The 16,802-nt window shown below is 38.4% G+C and carries 16 protein-coding genes; 8 read left to right on the top strand and 8 right to left on the bottom strand.

The features are described 5' to 3' along the window. The first annotated feature begins 77 nt into the window (after positions 1 to 77). Together A9Y75_RS23320 and A9Y75_RS23315 are read left to right on the top strand one after the other, a co-directional pair. Entirely contained in the window at positions 78 to 422 is a 345-nt protein-coding gene (locus A9Y75_RS23320; protein WP_071191921.1) for a hypothetical protein, read from the top strand. Further along, positions 415 to 807, top strand: coding sequence for a hypothetical protein (locus A9Y75_RS23315; protein ID WP_071191920.1), 393 nt, complete (start codon positions 415 to 417; stop codon positions 805 to 807). The genes A9Y75_RS23320 and A9Y75_RS23315 overlap by 8 nt, the downstream gene beginning before the upstream one ends. 72 nt (positions 808 to 879) lie before the next feature. Here the strand turns inward: A9Y75_RS23315 and A9Y75_RS23310 are convergent, their stop codons facing one another. After that, complete coding sequence (locus A9Y75_RS23310) at positions 880 to 2,400, bottom strand: thymidylate synthase (RefSeq protein WP_071191919.1); 1,521 nt, start codon at positions 2,398 to 2,400, stop codon at positions 880 to 882. Between the two features lie 294 nt (positions 2,401 to 2,694). On the opposite strand from A9Y75_RS23310, the gene recA reads away from it, so the two are divergent. Beyond that, the gene (gene recA / locus A9Y75_RS23305; RefSeq protein ID WP_071191918.1) at positions 2,695 to 3,771 is read left to right on the top strand and encodes a recombinase RecA; all 1,077 of its coding nucleotides are present in this window, start codon (positions 2,695 to 2,697) and stop codon (positions 3,769 to 3,771) included. Positions 3,772 to 3,915: 144 nt separating this feature from the next. Here the strand turns inward: recA and A9Y75_RS23300 are convergent, their stop codons facing one another. The 3 genes from A9Y75_RS23300 to A9Y75_RS23290 all read right to left on the bottom strand — a co-directional run bounded on the left by A9Y75_RS23300 (position 3,916) and on the right by A9Y75_RS23290 (position 5,633). Then, entirely contained in the window at positions 3,916 to 4,449 is a 534-nt protein-coding gene (locus A9Y75_RS23300) for a hypothetical protein (RefSeq protein WP_083389722.1), read from the bottom strand. A 199-nt stretch (positions 4,450 to 4,648) separates the two neighbouring features. Beyond that, complete coding sequence (locus tag A9Y75_RS23295; protein WP_071191981.1) at positions 4,649 to 4,987, bottom strand: hypothetical protein; 339 nt, start codon at positions 4,985 to 4,987, stop codon at positions 4,649 to 4,651. A 280-nt stretch (positions 4,988 to 5,267) separates the two neighbouring features. Further along, on the bottom strand, positions 5,268 to 5,633 hold the full coding sequence (locus A9Y75_RS23290) for a Lin0512 family protein (RefSeq protein WP_071191916.1): 366 nt from the start codon (positions 5,631 to 5,633) through the stop codon (positions 5,268 to 5,270). Between the two features lie 170 nt (positions 5,634 to 5,803). Between A9Y75_RS23290 and A9Y75_RS23285 the strand changes: the two genes are divergently transcribed. Beyond that, the gene (locus A9Y75_RS23285; RefSeq protein WP_071191915.1) at positions 5,804 to 6,829 is read left to right on the top strand and encodes an LD-carboxypeptidase; all 1,026 of its coding nucleotides are present in this window, start codon (positions 5,804 to 5,806) and stop codon (positions 6,827 to 6,829) included. 130 nt (positions 6,830 to 6,959) lie between these two features. On the opposite strand, the gene A9Y75_RS23280 is transcribed toward A9Y75_RS23285, so the two are convergent. From A9Y75_RS23280 to A9Y75_RS23270, 3 genes are all read right to left on the bottom strand, one after another. Beyond that, positions 6,960 to 7,796, bottom strand: coding sequence for an SDR family oxidoreductase (locus A9Y75_RS23280; RefSeq protein ID WP_071191914.1), 837 nt, complete (start codon positions 7,794 to 7,796; stop codon positions 6,960 to 6,962). Between the two features lie 393 nt (positions 7,797 to 8,189). Next, positions 8,190 to 9,887 carry a serine/threonine-protein kinase gene (locus tag A9Y75_RS23275; RefSeq protein ID WP_083389721.1) on the bottom strand — a complete coding sequence of 566 codons (1,698 nt, stop codon included), beginning with the start codon at positions 9,885 to 9,887 and terminating at the stop codon, positions 8,190 to 8,192. A 128-nt stretch (positions 9,888 to 10,015) separates the two neighbouring features. Then, on the bottom strand, positions 10,016 to 10,615 hold the full coding sequence (locus tag A9Y75_RS23270; RefSeq protein WP_143046487.1) for a hypothetical protein: 600 nt from the start codon (positions 10,613 to 10,615) through the stop codon (positions 10,016 to 10,018). Between the two features lie 19 nt (positions 10,616 to 10,634). Between A9Y75_RS23270 and A9Y75_RS23265 the strand changes: the two genes are divergently transcribed. The 3 genes from A9Y75_RS23265 to A9Y75_RS23255 all read left to right on the top strand — a co-directional run bounded on the left by A9Y75_RS23265 (position 10,635) and on the right by A9Y75_RS23255 (position 13,953). After that, on the top strand, positions 10,635 to 11,324 hold the full coding sequence (locus tag A9Y75_RS23265; protein WP_071191912.1) for a TIGR04283 family arsenosugar biosynthesis glycosyltransferase: 690 nt from the start codon (positions 10,635 to 10,637) through the stop codon (positions 11,322 to 11,324). Positions 11,325 to 11,440: 116 nt separating this feature from the next. Beyond that, the gene (locus tag A9Y75_RS23260) at positions 11,441 to 12,103 is read left to right on the top strand and encodes a TVP38/TMEM64 family protein (protein WP_236721508.1); all 663 of its coding nucleotides are present in this window, start codon (positions 11,441 to 11,443) and stop codon (positions 12,101 to 12,103) included. Between the two features lie 302 nt (positions 12,104 to 12,405). Further along, positions 12,406 to 13,953, top strand: coding sequence for a mercuric reductase (locus A9Y75_RS23255; RefSeq protein ID WP_071191910.1), 1,548 nt, complete (start codon positions 12,406 to 12,408; stop codon positions 13,951 to 13,953). Positions 13,954 to 14,110: 157 nt separating this feature from the next. Here A9Y75_RS23255 and A9Y75_RS23250 read toward each other — a convergent pair whose 3' ends face one another. After that, positions 14,111 to 14,368, bottom strand: a complete 258-nt coding sequence (locus tag A9Y75_RS23250; RefSeq protein ID WP_071191909.1) for a hypothetical protein — start codon at positions 14,366 to 14,368, stop codon at positions 14,111 to 14,113. 810 nt (positions 14,369 to 15,178) lie between these two features. Between A9Y75_RS23250 and A9Y75_RS23245 the strand changes: the two genes are divergently transcribed. Continuing rightward, positions 15,179 to 16,774: a peptide ligase PGM1-related protein gene (locus tag A9Y75_RS23245; RefSeq protein WP_071191908.1), complete on the top strand. Its 1,596-nt coding sequence runs from the start codon at positions 15,179 to 15,181 to the stop codon at positions 16,772 to 16,774. Positions 16,775 to 16,802: the final 28 nt, after the last annotated feature.

Below are 16,802 nucleotides of genomic sequence, written 5' to 3'. Positions count from 1 at the left end.
TAAAACAACTTGATAATTATGTTTTGAGAATCGCAATAGCTATCACTTAAGTTTTATAAGTGTCCAATTAGATAATCATGTCAGAAGAACCAATCTCAGACCCATTTTTGATACAACTATTAGAAGGGTATAATTTAACAGAGGCGGCTGAGATTGAAAAATATATGACCGAGTGGGATGCTGCTACTTATAGCAGTGTTGCTCAGAGTATATTAGACCATGTAGCTAGAAAAGATATTGACCCTTTAAAATATTTACGGAAAGCTCATAACTTTAATAAAAAAGGAGCAATCAGAGTTCCAAAAACTGGATATCGTGGAGATAGTTCAGCAGTATATCGGAAAGGTAATGAATATCTGATTGTCAGACCAGACAAATATGGTAGCGAAAAGATAGTTACTTATGGAGTTAACGATGACTGAAGCAATTTTAAATGAGCAGGAATTGACAAAGAGAAATATTGCTCAATTATTATCACAATTGACAAACGCATATCAAAACACCCGCAGCGAAAGAAAAGAAATTGCTACTAAGTTTCCACCAGAAAATGAAGAGTTTTCACTATTAGAAGAAATTGAACTTTTAACAGTAAATTTGAGAGGTTATGCCAGTCAAATTGCAGCTACAGGTCAAATAGTTAATAAGGAGCAGGTAATTTCTCAATTACAAGCAATGCGAGTTTTTAGTATCAACCAAATTGGGGAATTTTACTTTAACAGTAATGGCAAGTATGAACAGATGAAGGATTATATTAGAATGTTGGATTATTTGCGGTTATTATTGTTAGAATATTTGCAGTCTGTTTAAAAGCTAAAGATCAAATTCTATAACTATTATCAATTCAATTGCTATACTATTATTGATTGCAACCGGACAAATTTATACATTTGATAAGTATAAAGTTGTCTTAATTTTCAAAGGTTTATCTTGCTCATAAATAAACTCTTGCTTACTCGATAAAGCAATTTCCGCTTTTTGCAACTCCCCACCCAAGTAAATCGCGTGTTCGACTTGCAAACCAGGACAATCTGCTACTATTTGCCGAGAAAGTTGACTTGCAGATTTACCAGAATAACAATTAACTACTTCTCCAGAACCAGGAGTCATATGTTCCACAATAATAATGCCATCCTGGATATAAATAATAAAACTACCCGCAGGATCTGCATAATCTCTTTGTTGACAAATTTTTGTATATTGGGATGTAATTACATTTTCAGTATTTTCAAAACAGTCATCATAAATATGGGCGCTTTGACTAATGGTAATTAATGAACCCATTTTTAAAGCATGATTAGATTTTTGAGTAATAGCATCAAAAATATGTCGTTGTAACTCCCGCAATCCCATAGCATTTGCAGGCCATGCAGAGAACATATCATTACTACGGAAAGTTGCTGTTAAAGATAATTCATTATCAACAATTCTTACCCAAATATGATTTAGGCAAGGTGGACTATCATTAGCATCATGACTAGCATCCCATAAAGACATTACTGCTCTTGCGGAATCAATATCATTTACTAGTTTATCAATTACTTGTTGAATTTGATCACGTCCAAACCAAGAACGTAAACGTTGCCCATAAGTATATTTCACACCTTCTCGATTCGGTGCATCATCTAAAATTTGCGAAATATATTCTTCTAAAAAACTTCTATCAATTGGTAAATAATTCGGTTCTGGAAAATAAAAATCATCAGGTTCATCGGTGACAACTGCCATTAAATCTATTAATTCTTGCCATTTGCCATCATAACCAGTTGGTCTAATTGTTCCAGTTGTTTTAATGCGATGAATGATTTTTACCCAAGTTTCGGCTATGGTTTTACCTTCAATTCTGTGTCCATAGCGTGAACCAGGTAAAACTGTGGGTTCAACGGTAGCCATAGGAAATTCTAAAGGAACACCCCAAGGAGCAATTATTTCTTTTTGGGCGTAATGCTTAATTTGTGCAACTGCTTCAGTAATTGATTTGGCTGCTTGAACTTCTATAGCAAGTCTGAGTTTTTCTAAAGCATTTATATCAATATCAATATCAATATAACCAGGAATCGGAGAAATAACTATCCAAGATTTACGCCCAGCGTCACTTAAATTTTCTTCAACACCATTGTGAAAAAAGTCGAGCAAGCATTGACAAGCACCTGCATTTTTATCTTCTTTGGTAGCGTTGAGAATTACTAAATGACGAACATGAGGATTTAGCAACAAATTGCGAATTAGTAAATTTATACCCCTAGTGGGTGAATACAACTGCCCAATTACAGCGTACTCTGATGGTTGTAGGTGTTTTGCGATCGCTTGCTTCACCGTCCATCCTGTAATCACTGCCGTTTGCCCATAACCGTAAATCAACTGGTTGGGCTTGTGCTGTGCCGCGTAACTCGTTCCTGTCATGGTTTGTTAAAAGTCAAATTTTAATAATTTAGCATCAATACGAGGATCACAAATTTTTATTCAACACCTCCGCGTCCCTCCGCGCTTCCCTCCGCGTTCCTCTGCGTTAAAAAAATCACCCTCTTTCCAAAATTTTCCAGTTCAATTACCCTAATCATGGCGCGATCGCGTTACGATCTTCTCACAATCTTTTTGGAAAAGTTCTATTTTCACATTTTCCAGCTAAAATAGTATATCTGTTCTACTGAAACTCCCAACGCAACAATCCATAAATCCATATATTTAGAGGCTCTAATGGCAATCAACACTGAGAATGCAGGCAAGCAAAAAGCGCTGAATATGGTACTCAACCAGATTGAGCGCAGTTTTGGAAAAGGAGCAATCATGCGCCTGGGTGATGCTACCCGAATGCGTGTAGAGACTATTTCCACAGGGGCGCTGACCTTAGATTTAGCATTGGGTGGCGGTTTACCCAAAGGGCGCGTAATAGAGATATATGGTCCAGAAAGTTCTGGTAAAACCACAGTAGCCCTACACGCCCTGGCCGAAGTGCAGAAAAATGGCGGTATCGCTGCCTTTGTTGATGCTGAACACGCCCTTGATCCTACTTACGCTGCTGCATTGGGTGTAGATATAGAAAATTTGTTAGTTTCCCAACCGGACACTGGCGAATCAGCTTTAGAAATAGTCGATCAGTTGGTGCGCTCTGCCGCAGTTGATATTGTAGTTATAGACTCCGTAGCCGCACTAGTACCCCGCGCCGAAATAGAAGGCGATATGGGTGATATCCACGTTGGTCTACAAGCCCGGTTAATGAGCCAAGCTCTGCGTAAAATTACTGGCAACATTGGTAAATCTGGTTGCACAGTCATTTTTATCAACCAGTTGCGACAAAAAATTGGTGTTACTTACGGTAGCCCTGAAACCACAACAGGTGGTAACGCATTGAAGTTTTACGCCTCAGTACGTCTCGATATTCGCCGGATTCAAACCTTGAAAAAAGGCACAGATGAATTTGGTAATCGGGTGAAAGTCAAAGTTGCAAAAAATAAAGTAGCACCACCTTTTAGAATTGCCGAATTTGACATCATTTTTGGTAAAGGAGTTTCTACCCTGGGTTGTCTGGTTGACTTAGCAGAAGAAACAGGCATCCTCCTCCGTAAAGGTGCTTGGTACAGCTACAACGGTGAAAACATTTCTCAAGGTCGAGATAACGCTATCAAATATCTAGAAGAAAAGCCAGAATTTGCCAGCAAAGTTGAAGAGCAAGTTCGTGAAAAATTAGACAAGGGGGCGGTGGTTTCTGCTAACTCTGTAGCTAAGGTCAACGAAGAAGAAGAAGAGGAAGAAGTCGAATTAGAGGAAGAGTAAACAAGAAACACGGGGACACGGAGAAGGTTTGGGACAAACAAATTCCCAAATCTCAAATCCCTTGTCCCCAAGCTCGGTAAAAAAAGTGGTCAATCCAAAATATTTGGACTTTTCTGATATTAGGTTTGTCTCAATAAAAATCTACTAAAACTCTACTACTTCAAACTCAAAAGTTGCAATTAGACGTTCCTCGACATATACCTCTATTTTATGTTTACCAAGAGGATCACCAGGAGCAATCTTCCAAAAATTTTTAATCACACCATTTACAGGTGTTTCTGTGCGCTTGGTAATGGCTGTAGTTCCGTCAGATGATATAGAAAAATTCTCAGATTCCTGTGTAGTCCAAGTTTCCGGTGCTTTGGGTAAACGTAGAACTTCGCGCCATTTCACTTTACCTCGATAGTTCGGAAGTTTAATCTGCCAACCATAGGCATCACCTTTCTTTAAGGGTACTTTAGTTGTAGGGAAAAAATTAACTTTACCCTCAGCATCAACTATCCTTACCCCAAACTCCGATTTAGTAACGGTAATCTTTTTACGATTAATTGACTGAGAATATTCTAGGGGTGCTTCCGCTAAAACAATACTAGAATTATTTAAATCCGCAGTTATAGCGCCCAATATCAACCAAAAAGAAGTTAGAAAAAGCCTAGCAGCCCAAATTCTCATCTGCATTATCTTCCTGTTAGATATTAGTATTTAATTCCCTCAATTTTAGCTATGTTCCGGGTTGAGATCCAAAAATCATCAATCGTTGAAAATAAGTATAAATATAGCCTAGAATATAATTCAGTAAAATGCTGAAAATAGAAAAGAGGATACAAATATATTGCATCCTCTTTTCAAACTGTATTGCTGAGAACAGTTCCGCTTTTTAATCTTCGTCAAGTGCAGGAAAAAATTCTTCAAACCGCCACAAGGTATCTTTATTTTCAATGAACCAAATGCGAGTTTCTGGTGTTAACTGACTCCAGACAACTTCAGGGGGAAGATGAGGAGAATCATACTGATATTCCTGACCAAGTATTCTGAGATTATCTAATACATTACTAGGAATACCAAGCTCTTGCCAGTTAACTGTGAAATTTCTACCAGTAACTCCCGCAGTGGGATCAAAAACTAATTGTGCAGTTCTGATTAGATCAGCAAAGTGTTGCGGTTTCAGTCCGATGATATCTTGAATTTCGAGTGATTTCTTAGGCTCTGGAGGCATTGTAACTGAAGTGATGAAGAAAATAGTTGGTTGATTGAATTTACTGCCAGAGATGATGCCCACAAATCTAGTTTAGCGCAGAAAATAAAGGTCAGCTTTACTGACCTAATAATTAGCTAATTAAGTAGCTTGGCACAATTAAATATAAAACCTCTCTCCAAACCTCTCCCCTACCAGGGGAGAGGCTTTGACTCCCCCTTCCCTACCAGGGAAGGGGGTTGGGGGGTTAGGTTTATATTATATTTTTTAACGTCCACTGACTTAGGAACTTGTCAGGTAATTATGCTACTTCCACTAAAACTGTAACCGCTGCAACTGCTATCAACATTTCGTCATTTTTATCGTTGAGAGAAGGTATTGCTAAACCATCAACTACCATTCCTCCAGTTTCTACGGTGAGAGATTTACGACCAAAGGGAAGAACAGCTAATACCTCTGCTTCTCGGACTTGTTCGGGGTAGGGTACTGCTACCTTGACTTCCACAATCATGTCATTTGGGTCTTTTAACCCGGCTATTTCCATAATACCAAGTAAGGCATTGTGAGCGATCGCATTTCTGACCGCCCTCGCTGCGGCTACAGTCGGTTCCTGTCCGTGCTGGTCTATGCCCATTCCCATTTCGATGATAAAGCGTTTTAGTGCCATTTGTAGATACTCTGAATTCTGTACCTTTTACTTTATCTCTGTAGTGGTATTCTGTTATCAATAAATTACAAAATTATCAGGGAACAGGGAACAGGAAAGAAGGCACTATTACGAATTATTTAATCTGGATGTCGGGAAAGACAAGAGTAAATATTAAAATTATATTCTCCATGAACATCAACCGTCGTCAATTTATCACCACTTTGGGAGTAAGTACTTTAGCAGCTACAATCCCTCCGGCTATTGCCAAAAATGCACTTTCACCAAACATAATTATCAAACCGCCATGTTTACAAATTGGCGATACTGTAGGATTAATTTCCCCGGCAGGTATTGTTGAAGCTAAAGATATAGAAGATGCAAAACAAACTTTTATAAACTTAGGACTGCAAGTAAAAACAGGCGTACATATTTTAGATAGAGACGGATATTTAGCCGGAAAAGATGCAGACCGCGCCCAAGATATTAATACAATGTTTGCAGATAAATCGGTAAAAGCCATTATTGCCATGCGTGGCGGTTGGGGCTGTAATCGGATTTTACCTTTACTTAATTATCCTCTAATCCGTTCTCATCCCAAAATTATTATGGGATATAGTGATATTACTTCTTTATTATTAGCTATTAATGCTCGCAGTCAATTAATTACTTTTCATGGGGCAGTTGCCACATCAACTTGGAATCAATTTACAGTTGATTATTTTAAAAGAATATTATTTAATGCCGAAACTGTAATCATGGAAAATAACCAAAATAGCGCCGGGAAAATAGAAGTAATTGCACCGGGAAAAGCCAGGGGTAAAATTGTTGGTGGGAACTTGTCAGTCATAGCAGCAATGGTAGGTTCAGCTTATTTACCATCTTGGCGAAAAAGTATTTTATTTCTGGAAGATATTGGCGAAGATATTTATCGCATAGACCGAATGCTGACGCAATTAAAAAATGCAGGTATTTTACAGCAAATTACGGGCTTTATTTTTGCACAATGTACTAATTGTCAATTGGGAGATGAACCATCATTTACATTAATGCAAATATTAAAACAGCACATTCAGCCTTTAGATATTCCCGCTTGGTATGGTTCGATGATTGGTCATATTCAAGATAAATTTACAGTCCCAATGGGTGTAGAAGTAGAAATAGATGCTGAGAATGGAACAATCAAAATGTTAGAAGCGGCTGTAATACCAATTTAATGTAAAGTTGCACCACAGGAGTTAGTACCCACAGCTTCTAGCGTACCGCTTTAACCCAGATGAGTAACGCGGGTATACCGTTTAGAGTGATTCAGGATCATGTGAAATTACATGGTTTTGTAGTATTTTCTTAACTCAGATGTAGTCCACCATCAACAGGTAGTGCTACTCCAGTAATAAATGCTGCTTTAGGAGAGCATAAAAATGCTACTACCTCACCTATCTCTATCGGTGATGCCCAACGTTGCATTGGTGTATTTTTGATTGTATTTTTTATAGTATCACTCTCTACTCCACCCCATTTAGAGGTGGCAAAATTCCAGGCTTCGGTCTTAATATAACCAGGAATAACTACATTGACTGTAATTCGTCGTGGTGCTAATGTCTTGGCGTAGTATCTTGTTAAAAACTCCACAACCGCCTTAGCTTGTCCTGGCATTGCATATGGCAACTGTGGCTTTTGGCTACTATTACATCCAGGAGAAGATATTGCTACTATATAACCGTTTTCATTCTCCATGTAATTAAGTGCTTTTTCCACACATCTAATGAAGCACTTAGGATAAACATTCTGATAATAGTCATACTGCTCAAAGCTAGTAAAACTACCATTACCCAATAACTGAGTGTGAAGATTGCCAGCTAAATTTGCCTCTTTTGATTCAGCAGATGTTGTCACCCCAACATAGAGTCCAGCATTATGAACAAAGGCTGTCAGCTTGCCTTCAAAATTATCTTCCACAGATTGGAATATTCTGTCAATAGTAGACTCTTGAGCTACATCACCTTTAACAATGTCAACTTTTATCTCATAGGTAGATTCAAGAGTAGCTTTTGCAGTTAATGCAGCCTCTTCATTGGCATTAAAGCCAAGTATAAGGTTATGTCCGTTCTTGGCTAGTTGCTGCGATATACCCCAACCAATTCCGCGAGTTCCACCTGTAACGATTGCTAATTTTGATAACATATTTTCCCACTCTTTATTAAAGTACAGCAGTCCTATCTAAGTTGTGAAATATCTTCTAAGCATTCAGCAATATTAGAGCCAAGAATCGAACGTAGCAAATTACATAAATTAATCGATATGATCACGATTGCTATCTGCGCTGTGATTTGTAGATAATAGCAGATTAAATGAATACACTTTGATTATCTTTTTTATTAGATTTGATTTCATATCATGTCCGCCTAATCACTTGTCAAAAAAATTCTCCGCGTCCCCGCCTCCCTCATTCTCCGCGTCAGTCTAAATGATAAGTATATCTCTGACGAGACGCTACGCGAACAACTGGACATGATATCAGATACTTTAGTCTCCTCAATGTGGGTTTTAAGTCTTTAACCGAACAGAATATAACAATTATCGCCACCCTAACCAACGCAAGCAAGGAACAATGAGGTAGTAACTCAACCCTAAGCACAAACTTATCAAAACACCCATTAAACTAAAAAAAACTATGGGTAGGAATAATTCAACCCAGCTTGGTTGACTGGAAAAATGGAAAATAGGCACTGGAACTCCTAAATTAATCAAGGCTGCGAGGATGTTTGCACTGCCAAAGGAAGCTAGAAAAGCGTAAGCTAGGTAATGGGTGCGAAGACCTAAACCCAAGGTGAGTAAGGAAACTGATACCAAAATCCATGCTACCAAACCCTCAGCGCTATTATGTGGTTTGATAAATTGCCAAATTATCCAGCCCGTACTATAACCAATTAAACCCATAAATGATGCTACTAAAAATCGTCGCTTTTGACCAAAACTCCCAGATAGGGTGAGTCCCCAAGCGGTTCCAAAACCAGCAACAGCAAATACTAAAATTTCTGGGGCTGAAACAGGCTGATAATTTTGGATGAGTTCGGCTAGTTGACGGGAGATGAATTCCACAACCCCAGCGCCTAATTTTGTCTGATAAGCCAAAATAAAACCGACGATTGTACCTAACATAGCGCCGATAGTACCCAAAATCATCGCCCAAATTGTTGCTAGACAAGCTAGTAAGAATTTAAATATCGTCCTAATCGTGAATGCTGTAGTATTACTTACAGTTTGGGTAAATTTGGTAACTGTTTGGCGGAGAGATTTTCCTAGTCGGGTCAAGAATCCTGGTTGTGATCCAGCGGGGACAATTTTCAGTAACCGTTTTTGAATAATACCTGCATGGGCGGGACGCGATCGCACTTCCTTCTGTACCATTTCATCTAATAAGTCGGCCAGACGGGGGTTAATATTGCATCGATTGCGCCAGCGTAACTCCCCAGTCATGGGATCTTCTAAATCCTGGGGATATCTACCTGTCAGTAATTCAATTATCGTCCTTCCCAAGGCATAAAAATCCGCAGCAGGCCCAACATTACCGCCAATCACTTGTTCTGGTGGACTATAACCAGAAGAAAATAACCGCGTCGAAGGGATGTGCGATCGCAATATCGCCCCACTAAATTGTTTAGCCCCGCCAAAATCAATCAACACCAATTGTTCCGCCTGAAGAGGTGCAGTTGGCGAAGGGTGACGTAGCATTAAATTAGAAGGTTTGATGTCTCGGTGAATAATTTGGCGTTTGTGCAGTTCCTGCAAAATCTTTACCGCTTGGGCGAACCAATTTAGCACCAAATCCTCTGGACATCCTTGAGGATAATTTCTGCGGATTTCTTCTAAATTTTCCCCATGAATTTTTTCCATCACCAGACAAGCCAACTGGTGCGGTTTAGGACTAGTCAAATTGATTTGAAAATACCCGTCAGCATCAACTTTGGGGACACCAGGATGACGGAAATTACTTAAAACTTCCGCTTCTTGGATAAACAATTCCAGCGCCTTGGGGGAATCTTCCACCAAGACTTTCAGCACTTTTTCTGTCTGGGTCTTTTCATCCCAAACAGTGTAAATTTGAGCAAATCCTCCCGAACCCAGCGGTTCAAGTGGGTGATAACGGTCTAACAACTGTAGCGGTGCGCCACAACTGTTACAAAATTTGTTTCCCCAAGGTTGGGGGTAAGGACGTTGACAATGAGGATTTATGCAGTGAACCGCACTCTGATTTATCTGGGACAAAACCACGAAAATACAAAGGCTGGATCGATTTTAGCGCTTCTTTAGGGTTAAGGAAGGAAAAATATCAGATTGAAGGGGACACGGGGACACGGGGACTTTGTTTGATAAGTAATTAAGCGAACATGATATCAGTCTCAACCTTGAAAGTTTTCTTCCCCCAGACATTGCCTGATAAATTTATTGATAGTGTAGATATCATGTCGAATATTTTGGGCTTTGATATAGTCGGTATGAATGGGAATAGTTTTTAGAGATTTCAAAATCAGCACAGGACGACCAACTTGACCCCAGCGTTCCTGATATTGTTCGATATCAGCACGCTGAATATCTGCGAATGAGTACTTTATAACTGTGCTACTACCTAAACTTTTGTATTCTATAACTACCTGACTCATGCTTTTGTCGAAACTACAAGTCACTACAGGAGTCGTGACTTCAGAACTGGCTACAGCAATTAAAAAAATCAGAAATGTACCGTAAATTAAATGTGCATTTTGTTGAGTTAGGGAACCTGGTATAAAAAATACTTTATACACATAAGAACAGAGTTGATAAGCTAGGAAGGCAATTAACAACCCTGCTAAAAACCAGTTCTTAGTCGGTTGGTGTTTCATTACCAATTTCTCGTCAGTTAATATCAAAATTTTCATGATCACCTCTTCATATAAACTTTTAGATATGACTACATAAGTGCGTCCTGATTTTACTGAAGATTCATTATTAACCGCATTCATTTTATACAATTTAAACATCGTGAATCAAAATATCACCACGGACAGAATTTCTATTATTATTCCCACACTTAATGAAGCGAGTAATATCAAAGAAACATTAGCTAGTATTCAACCCAGCACTAATGTAGAAATCATTGTAGTTGATGGCGGTTCCAAGGATAATACACAGAAAATAGTTCAATCATTAGGTATAACGGTTATCTCATCTCCTCCGAGTCGTGCTGTACAAATGAATAGTGGTGCAGCAATTGCTAGTGGAGAAATTGTTTTGTTTCTCCATGCAGATACTCGTTTACCCAATGGTTTTGATGTAATGATTCGCACTACATTACAAAAGCCTAGAGTTGTAGCTGGTGCTTTTGGTTTACGGATAGATGCACCGCATGGGGGATTGCGTTTGGTAGAATGGGGAGTGAAATGGCGATCGCATCTTTGGCAACTACCCTACGGCGACCAAGCTATTTTTTTAACTAAAGCCACATTTGAGCAAATTGGTAATTTTCCTGAATTGCCGATTATGGAAGACTTTGAACTTATCCGACGGCTAAAACGCTTGGGTAAAATTGCCATTGTTTCTGTACCTGTAATCACATCTCCACGTAAATGGCTGCAAAAAGGCATTCTCACAATTACTATACTTAATCAAATCATTATCCTTACATATTTACTCGGTGTTTCACCAGAGCGAATTCGCAGTTGGTATCGGTAATAAAAATTTAGGTTAATTTTAGGTATTTCGCACTAAGATAGTAATTATTAATCGTTCAAAATTCCCTAATTACGATTAAATTTCACCTAATTAAATACATCTAAATTTTTATGCTTATGAATATTCAACTTTTATTACAAGCATCTATTCATTCATCTGATTTTAATCTTACAGAAATTATAAAAAATGCATTATATTGGATTGATAGCCTGGGTACAATAGGAGCCATAGCTTTTATTGGCATCTATATTATTGCTACAATTGCTTTTTTACCAGCTGCAATTCTCACTTTAGGCGCTGGTGTGGTTTTTGGTGTATTTTGGGGTTCTGTTTATGTGTTTATTGGTGCAACTATCGGTGCTATAGCAGCATTTTTAATAGGACGTTATATAGCTAGAAATTGGGTGGACAAAAAGATTGCAGATAACAAGCAATTTGCTGCTATTGACAAAGCCGTGAGTAAGAAAGGTTTCAAAATTGTCTTTTTAACACGACTTTCGCCGCTATTTCCTTTCAACTTATTAAATTACGCCTTGGGAATTACAGGAGTTTCTTTCAAAGACTATTTTCTCGGTTCTGTCGGCATGATTCCGGGAACAATTATGTATGTTTACATTGGTTCCTTCGCTGGAAACATCGCATTCATTGGCACAGAAGCCCAACCTACAAATATGACTCTCACATGGGTTATCAAAATTGTGGGTTTTATAGCCACATTGGCTGTCACCATTTATGTTACCAGTGTGGCCAAAAAAGCTTTAGAGGAAGAAGTTTTATAGATTTTATGTAAGAATTCAGGAGTCAGTAGGGGCGTATTGCAATACGCCCGTACAGGAGTCAGGAGTTAGAAAGAAAGAAAGAAGGATGAAGAATATTTTCTCTTCTGTTCCATGTTAAGAGTTCCCTGCTATCAAACATTCTGTATCCTGAATCCTTACGATTTTATTAGTTTATATGGGAATTGTTAAATACAAAACTGACAAAATATTGCTGAGGGTATATTCATGGTAAAGATAACAGATTAACTGAAGACTAGAATCAAAAACATAGTTTATACTTCACCCTTTAGAGGTAATACATAATGTCTAATACAGAATTTGAGAGAGTTACAGTTTTGCCAATGGATGAGTATAATCAAAATTTGGTTGCTAATGTTCATCCATCAAATTGGGTTAATCCTCAACCTGCTGATAATTATGATTTGGTAGTAATTGGTGCAGGTACAGCCGGATTAGTTGTGGCTGCGGGTGCTGCGGGTTTAGATTTGGGTTTAAAAATAGCATTAATTGAAAAGAATCTCATGGGTGGAGATTGCTTAAATGTCGGTTGCATACCATCTAAATCTTTAATTCGGTCTTCTCGTACAGTTGGTGAAATGTGGAAATCTAAGGATTTAGGAATTAATATTCCCCAACATATTGAGATTGATTTTGCTACAGTTATGGGAAGAATGCGGCGAATTAGGTCTAGTATTAGTCATCATGATTCAGCCGCACGGTTTAAAAATTTAGGTGTTGATGTCTTTTTCGGTGCAGGTAGGTTTGCGAGTAACAATACTGTGGAGGTTGATGACCAAACTCTTAAGTTTAAAAAAGCTGTAATTGCTACTGGTGCAAGAGCCGTTAAACCTGCAATTAGCGGCATAGAAACAGCGGGTTATCTAACTAATGAAACAGTTTTTTCCCTAATTCAAAAACCAGAACGATTAGCCGTAATTGGTGGCGGACCGATTGGCTGCGAATTGGCACAGACCTTCCGCCGCTTGGGTTGTGAAGTGACATTATTTCATAGTGGTTCTCACATTTTAAATAAAGAAGATGGCGAAGCAGCAGCAATTTTGCAACAGGTTTTGATTGCTGAAGGTATTCGCTTAGTGCTGAATTGTCAGATAGAAGAAGTGGTGACAGTTACGGAAGGAAAACGGCTTTATTTTGCTGTGAATGGACATCGAGATTCTGTTACTGTCAATGAGATTTTAGTAGGTGCTGGACGTGCGCCAAATGTAGAAGGTTTGAATTTAGAAAAGGTGGGTGTGGAGTATGACAAACACCAAGGTGTGAAAGTAAATGATTATTTGCAAACAACAAATTCTAAAATTTATGCGGCTGGCGATATCTGCATGGATTGGAAATTTACCCATGCAGCAGATGCTGCGGCGCGAATTGTGATTAAAAATACCCTATTTTCTCCCTTTGGTGTGGGACGCGCTCAACTCAGTAAGCTGGTGATGCCTTGGGTAACATATACTGACCCGGAAATTGCCCATGTGGGGATGTATGCAGAGGAGGCGGAAAAAATGGGTATTGAGATCACGACTATTAAGATTCCTTTTAGTAGTGTAGATCGTGCGATCGCAGATAGTGAAGAATCAGGATTTCTGAAAATCCACCACAAAACGGGTTCAGATCAAATTCTCGGTGCAACTATTGTCGCTAGTCATGCGGGGGAAATGATTTCGGAAATAACCACCGCCATGGTCAATAAAATCGGTCTTAGCAAACTCAGTAGTGTGATTCATCCTTACCCAACTCAAGCAGAAGCGATTAAAAAAGCGGCGGATAGTTATCGACGCACACTACTGACACCAAATGCTAAAAAAATATTGGGATTTTTGCCCAAATTTTCTTGATTGGGGTATTTTTCCCAAATTGCAAATATTTATCGTCAATTCAAGGGTTAAAAACCCCTATGTCTACACTTAGTCTCAGTTGAGTCGGGGACACTTACCCCAACTCCAACTGTCTTCAATTTTCAATTTTCAATTTTCAATTTTCAATTTTTAATTTTTAGAGTTCTGATGCCGTATCAGGAGCAATAATTTCTCCAGTACCCAATTTTAAGATCATGTCCTGGTCGGTAATCAGTTCATTGAGTTCTTTAACTTTTAAATTCATTTTCTCACAAGCTTGGCGTAATTCTTGAGCAAATGTTTTTAGATTATCGCCATAGCCACATTGATAAGCCGCAGTTTCTATTCCCAGATTGGCATTGGCTCTCGCACAATCTACGAGTTCTGTACCATGCAATGGTGTTAAGGATACCATAAACGTAGTTATTACATATAACTATTGACATTGATAAATTAACAGGCATTAAAAATCCATTCATCCCTCTAATTAAATAGATCGTTAAAGAGATGGGGATAAAAATATAAACTAGATATAAACTAGAAATTTTCCCCTTCTCCTCTATATTTATGGTGGGTTACGGACTAACGTCCTAACCCACCCTACGATTTTTCGGTAATTGATTTTTTGGTGTTCCCTAATCAGTAAAAATTAACCTTGGATCGAAAAATCAACCCAAGGTCTACGTTTTGCTTTCACTTCCACTCTTTTGCAAATTCAGACTTCTTGACCTCCGATATTTGCTAAAGGCATTAATTTGTGGAAATTGTGCATGAATGCATGAATATTTAATCTCTAACCTCACACGTACACACTTGATTTTCATCAAATTACTGAAAACAAGTTCACAACTTTAGAGGAATGGCATATTTACTCTAAAATCTACTTTTAATTTATTGGAAATCACATGAAAGTTTATCGTTCCCTAGAAATAATTAACGCTAATTTTCCTCACTCTTCAGGTGTAGATTCCATAAAAAATAAATCGGGTGTTTTGTATAAGTAATTAGGCAGAATTGAAAATTGGAAGTTGAAAGTTGAAACCTAAGTTTTGGGAATATTTGGGAAGATTTTAAATAGGTGATTAAATAGCTGATAGCCGAGATTAGGCTCAGGGCTTGTTTGATTAATTTACAAAAAGATACACTCTAAATTAGCATCTCAACTCTTCCTTAGGATATACCTGAGATAGTGAGTCAGAATTGGGATCTAGTCAGGGTATGGGTTATGGTAAAAATAAATATTTCTGAGTTAGAGCAGGTTGATAAGTTTCGCAATTTACAATTAACTTTGCGTGATCGCTGGAAAACAAGTGAGCTATTTGACAACAGCGAAGCGGATATCTTAATTATCCCCTCTTTAAGCATCGACCAACGGGAACTGCAAAAGGTAGAAGGTTGTGAACATTATGAAGAAAGATTGCTATTTTCTTTAATCCGCTTACGAAATCCCCGCACCCGGTTAATTTATATTACCTCTATTCCCCTGCATCCAAGTATTATTGATTACTATCTACAACTTCTGCCAGGAATTCCATTTTCCCATGCTCGTAATCGCTTATTACTACTTTCTACTTATGATTCTTCCCTTAAACCTCTAAGTCAAAAGATTTTAGAACGTCCTCGCTTAATAGAACGAATTCGCCAAGCTTTACGGTTAGATAAAGCTTTTATGACTTGTTACAATTCCACATTTTGGGAAGCTGAATTATCACTGCAATTAAATGTTCCCCTTTATGCAGCTGCACCAGATTTGCAGATTTGGGGGACAAAAAGTGGTAGTCGGCAAATTTTTGCCCAAAGCGATGTTCCTCATCCAGATGGTAGCGAATTAATTGGCAATTCCCCAGATTTAGCCATAGCAGCGGCTGATTTATGGGAACGTCAACCGACATTAAAACGGATGGTAGTTAAACTAAATGAGGGGATTTCTGGGGAAGGAAATGCACTATTGGATCTCCGTCCATTGATAGATGTTGCACCCGGTCAAGGTTCTCATGGTGAAAGAGTAGCAGCAATTAGCCATCGCTTTTCAACTATGCGCTTCCAAGCCCCAAAAGAAACTTGGGAGAATTTCTCTCAACGTATCCCAGAGTTAGGTGCAATAGTTGAAGCATTTGTAGAAGGAGAAATCAAGCGTTCTCCCAGTGTGCAAGGACGCATTACACCAGCTGGAGAAGTAGAAATTCTCTCCACCCATGACCAAATTCTCGGTGGACCAGACGGACAAATTTATCTAGGTTGTCGCTTTCCCGCAGATGCCAGCTATCGATTACAATTGCAAGAATTAGGCTTAAAAGTTGGCAAACAACTGGCAAAAAAAGGCACATTAGAAAGATTTGGTGTTGATTTTGTCACAGTTGATCAAGGTAATGGTAAGTGGGATATTCAAGCAATTGAAATTAACCTCCGCAAAGGTGGCACAACTCACCCTTTTATGACTTTGAAATTATTAACAAATGGCAATTATGATCTATCCACTGGCTTATTTTATAGCCAGCAAGGACGACCTAAATATTACATTGCCACAGACAACTTACAAAAAGATCACTATCGGGGATTATTACCCAACGATTTAATGGATATCATTGCCTATCACAGATTACATTTTGATAGCGGAACCGAGACAGGTACAGTATTTCATCTTATGGGTTGCCTTTCCCAATTCGGCAAGTTGGGATTAACTAGTATTGGTGATTCTCCTCAACAAGCTGAAGATATATATAACAAAGTTATCGAAGTTCTCGATCAAGAAACTAGCGGCGACAATAATAGTTACAGCATCTTTTCAGATTTTGCTTTTCCCATTACTGGGGATGTCTAAGTAATACCAATTCAAAATTCAACATATT

Origin of the sequence: Trichormus sp. NMC-1, from assembly GCF_001858025.1 — a bacterium.
Taxonomy (GTDB): domain Bacteria; phylum Cyanobacteriota; class Cyanobacteriia; order Cyanobacteriales; family Nostocaceae; genus Anabaena.
Note: the sequence above shows the minus strand (reverse complement) of the source record. Positions and strands in the feature narration are given on the sequence as shown.

Coding starts and splice junctions, on each gene's coding strand:
- A9Y75_RS23320 (WP_071191921.1), top strand. CDS start 78: ATGTCAGAAGAACCAATCTCAGACCCATTTTTGATACAACTATTAGAA.
- A9Y75_RS23285 (WP_071191915.1), top strand. CDS start 5,804: ATGAACATCAACCGTCGTCAATTTATCACCACTTTGGGAGTAAGTACT.
- A9Y75_RS23270 (WP_143046487.1), bottom strand. CDS start 10,615: ATGAATGCGGTTAATAATGAATCTTCAGTAAAATCAGGACGCACTTAT.
- A9Y75_RS23250 (WP_071191909.1), bottom strand. CDS start 14,368: ATGGTATCCTTAACACCATTGCATGGTACAGAACTCGTAGATTGTGCG.
- A9Y75_RS23295 (WP_071191981.1), bottom strand. CDS start 4,987: ATGCCTCCAGAGCCTAAGAAATCACTCGAAATTCAAGATATCATCGGA.
- A9Y75_RS23315 (WP_071191920.1), top strand. CDS start 415: ATGACTGAAGCAATTTTAAATGAGCAGGAATTGACAAAGAGAAATATT.
- A9Y75_RS23255 (WP_071191910.1), top strand. CDS start 12,406: ATGTCTAATACAGAATTTGAGAGAGTTACAGTTTTGCCAATGGATGAG.
- A9Y75_RS23300 (WP_083389722.1), bottom strand. CDS start 4,449: ATGCAGATGAGAATTTGGGCTGCTAGGCTTTTTCTAACTTCTTTTTGG.
- A9Y75_RS23310 (WP_071191919.1), bottom strand. CDS start 2,400: ATGACAGGAACGAGTTACGCGGCACAGCACAAGCCCAACCAGTTGATT.
- A9Y75_RS23290 (WP_071191916.1), bottom strand. CDS start 5,633: ATGGCACTAAAACGCTTTATCATCGAAATGGGAATGGGCATAGACCAG.
- A9Y75_RS23260 (WP_236721508.1), top strand. CDS start 11,441: ATGAATATTCAACTTTTATTACAAGCATCTATTCATTCATCTGATTTT.
- A9Y75_RS23245 (WP_071191908.1), top strand. CDS start 15,179: ATGGTAAAAATAAATATTTCTGAGTTAGAGCAGGTTGATAAGTTTCGC.
- A9Y75_RS23280 (WP_071191914.1), bottom strand. CDS start 7,796: ATGTTATCAAAATTAGCAATCGTTACAGGTGGAACTCGCGGAATTGGT.
- recA (WP_071191918.1), top strand. CDS start 2,695: ATGGCAATCAACACTGAGAATGCAGGCAAGCAAAAAGCGCTGAATATG.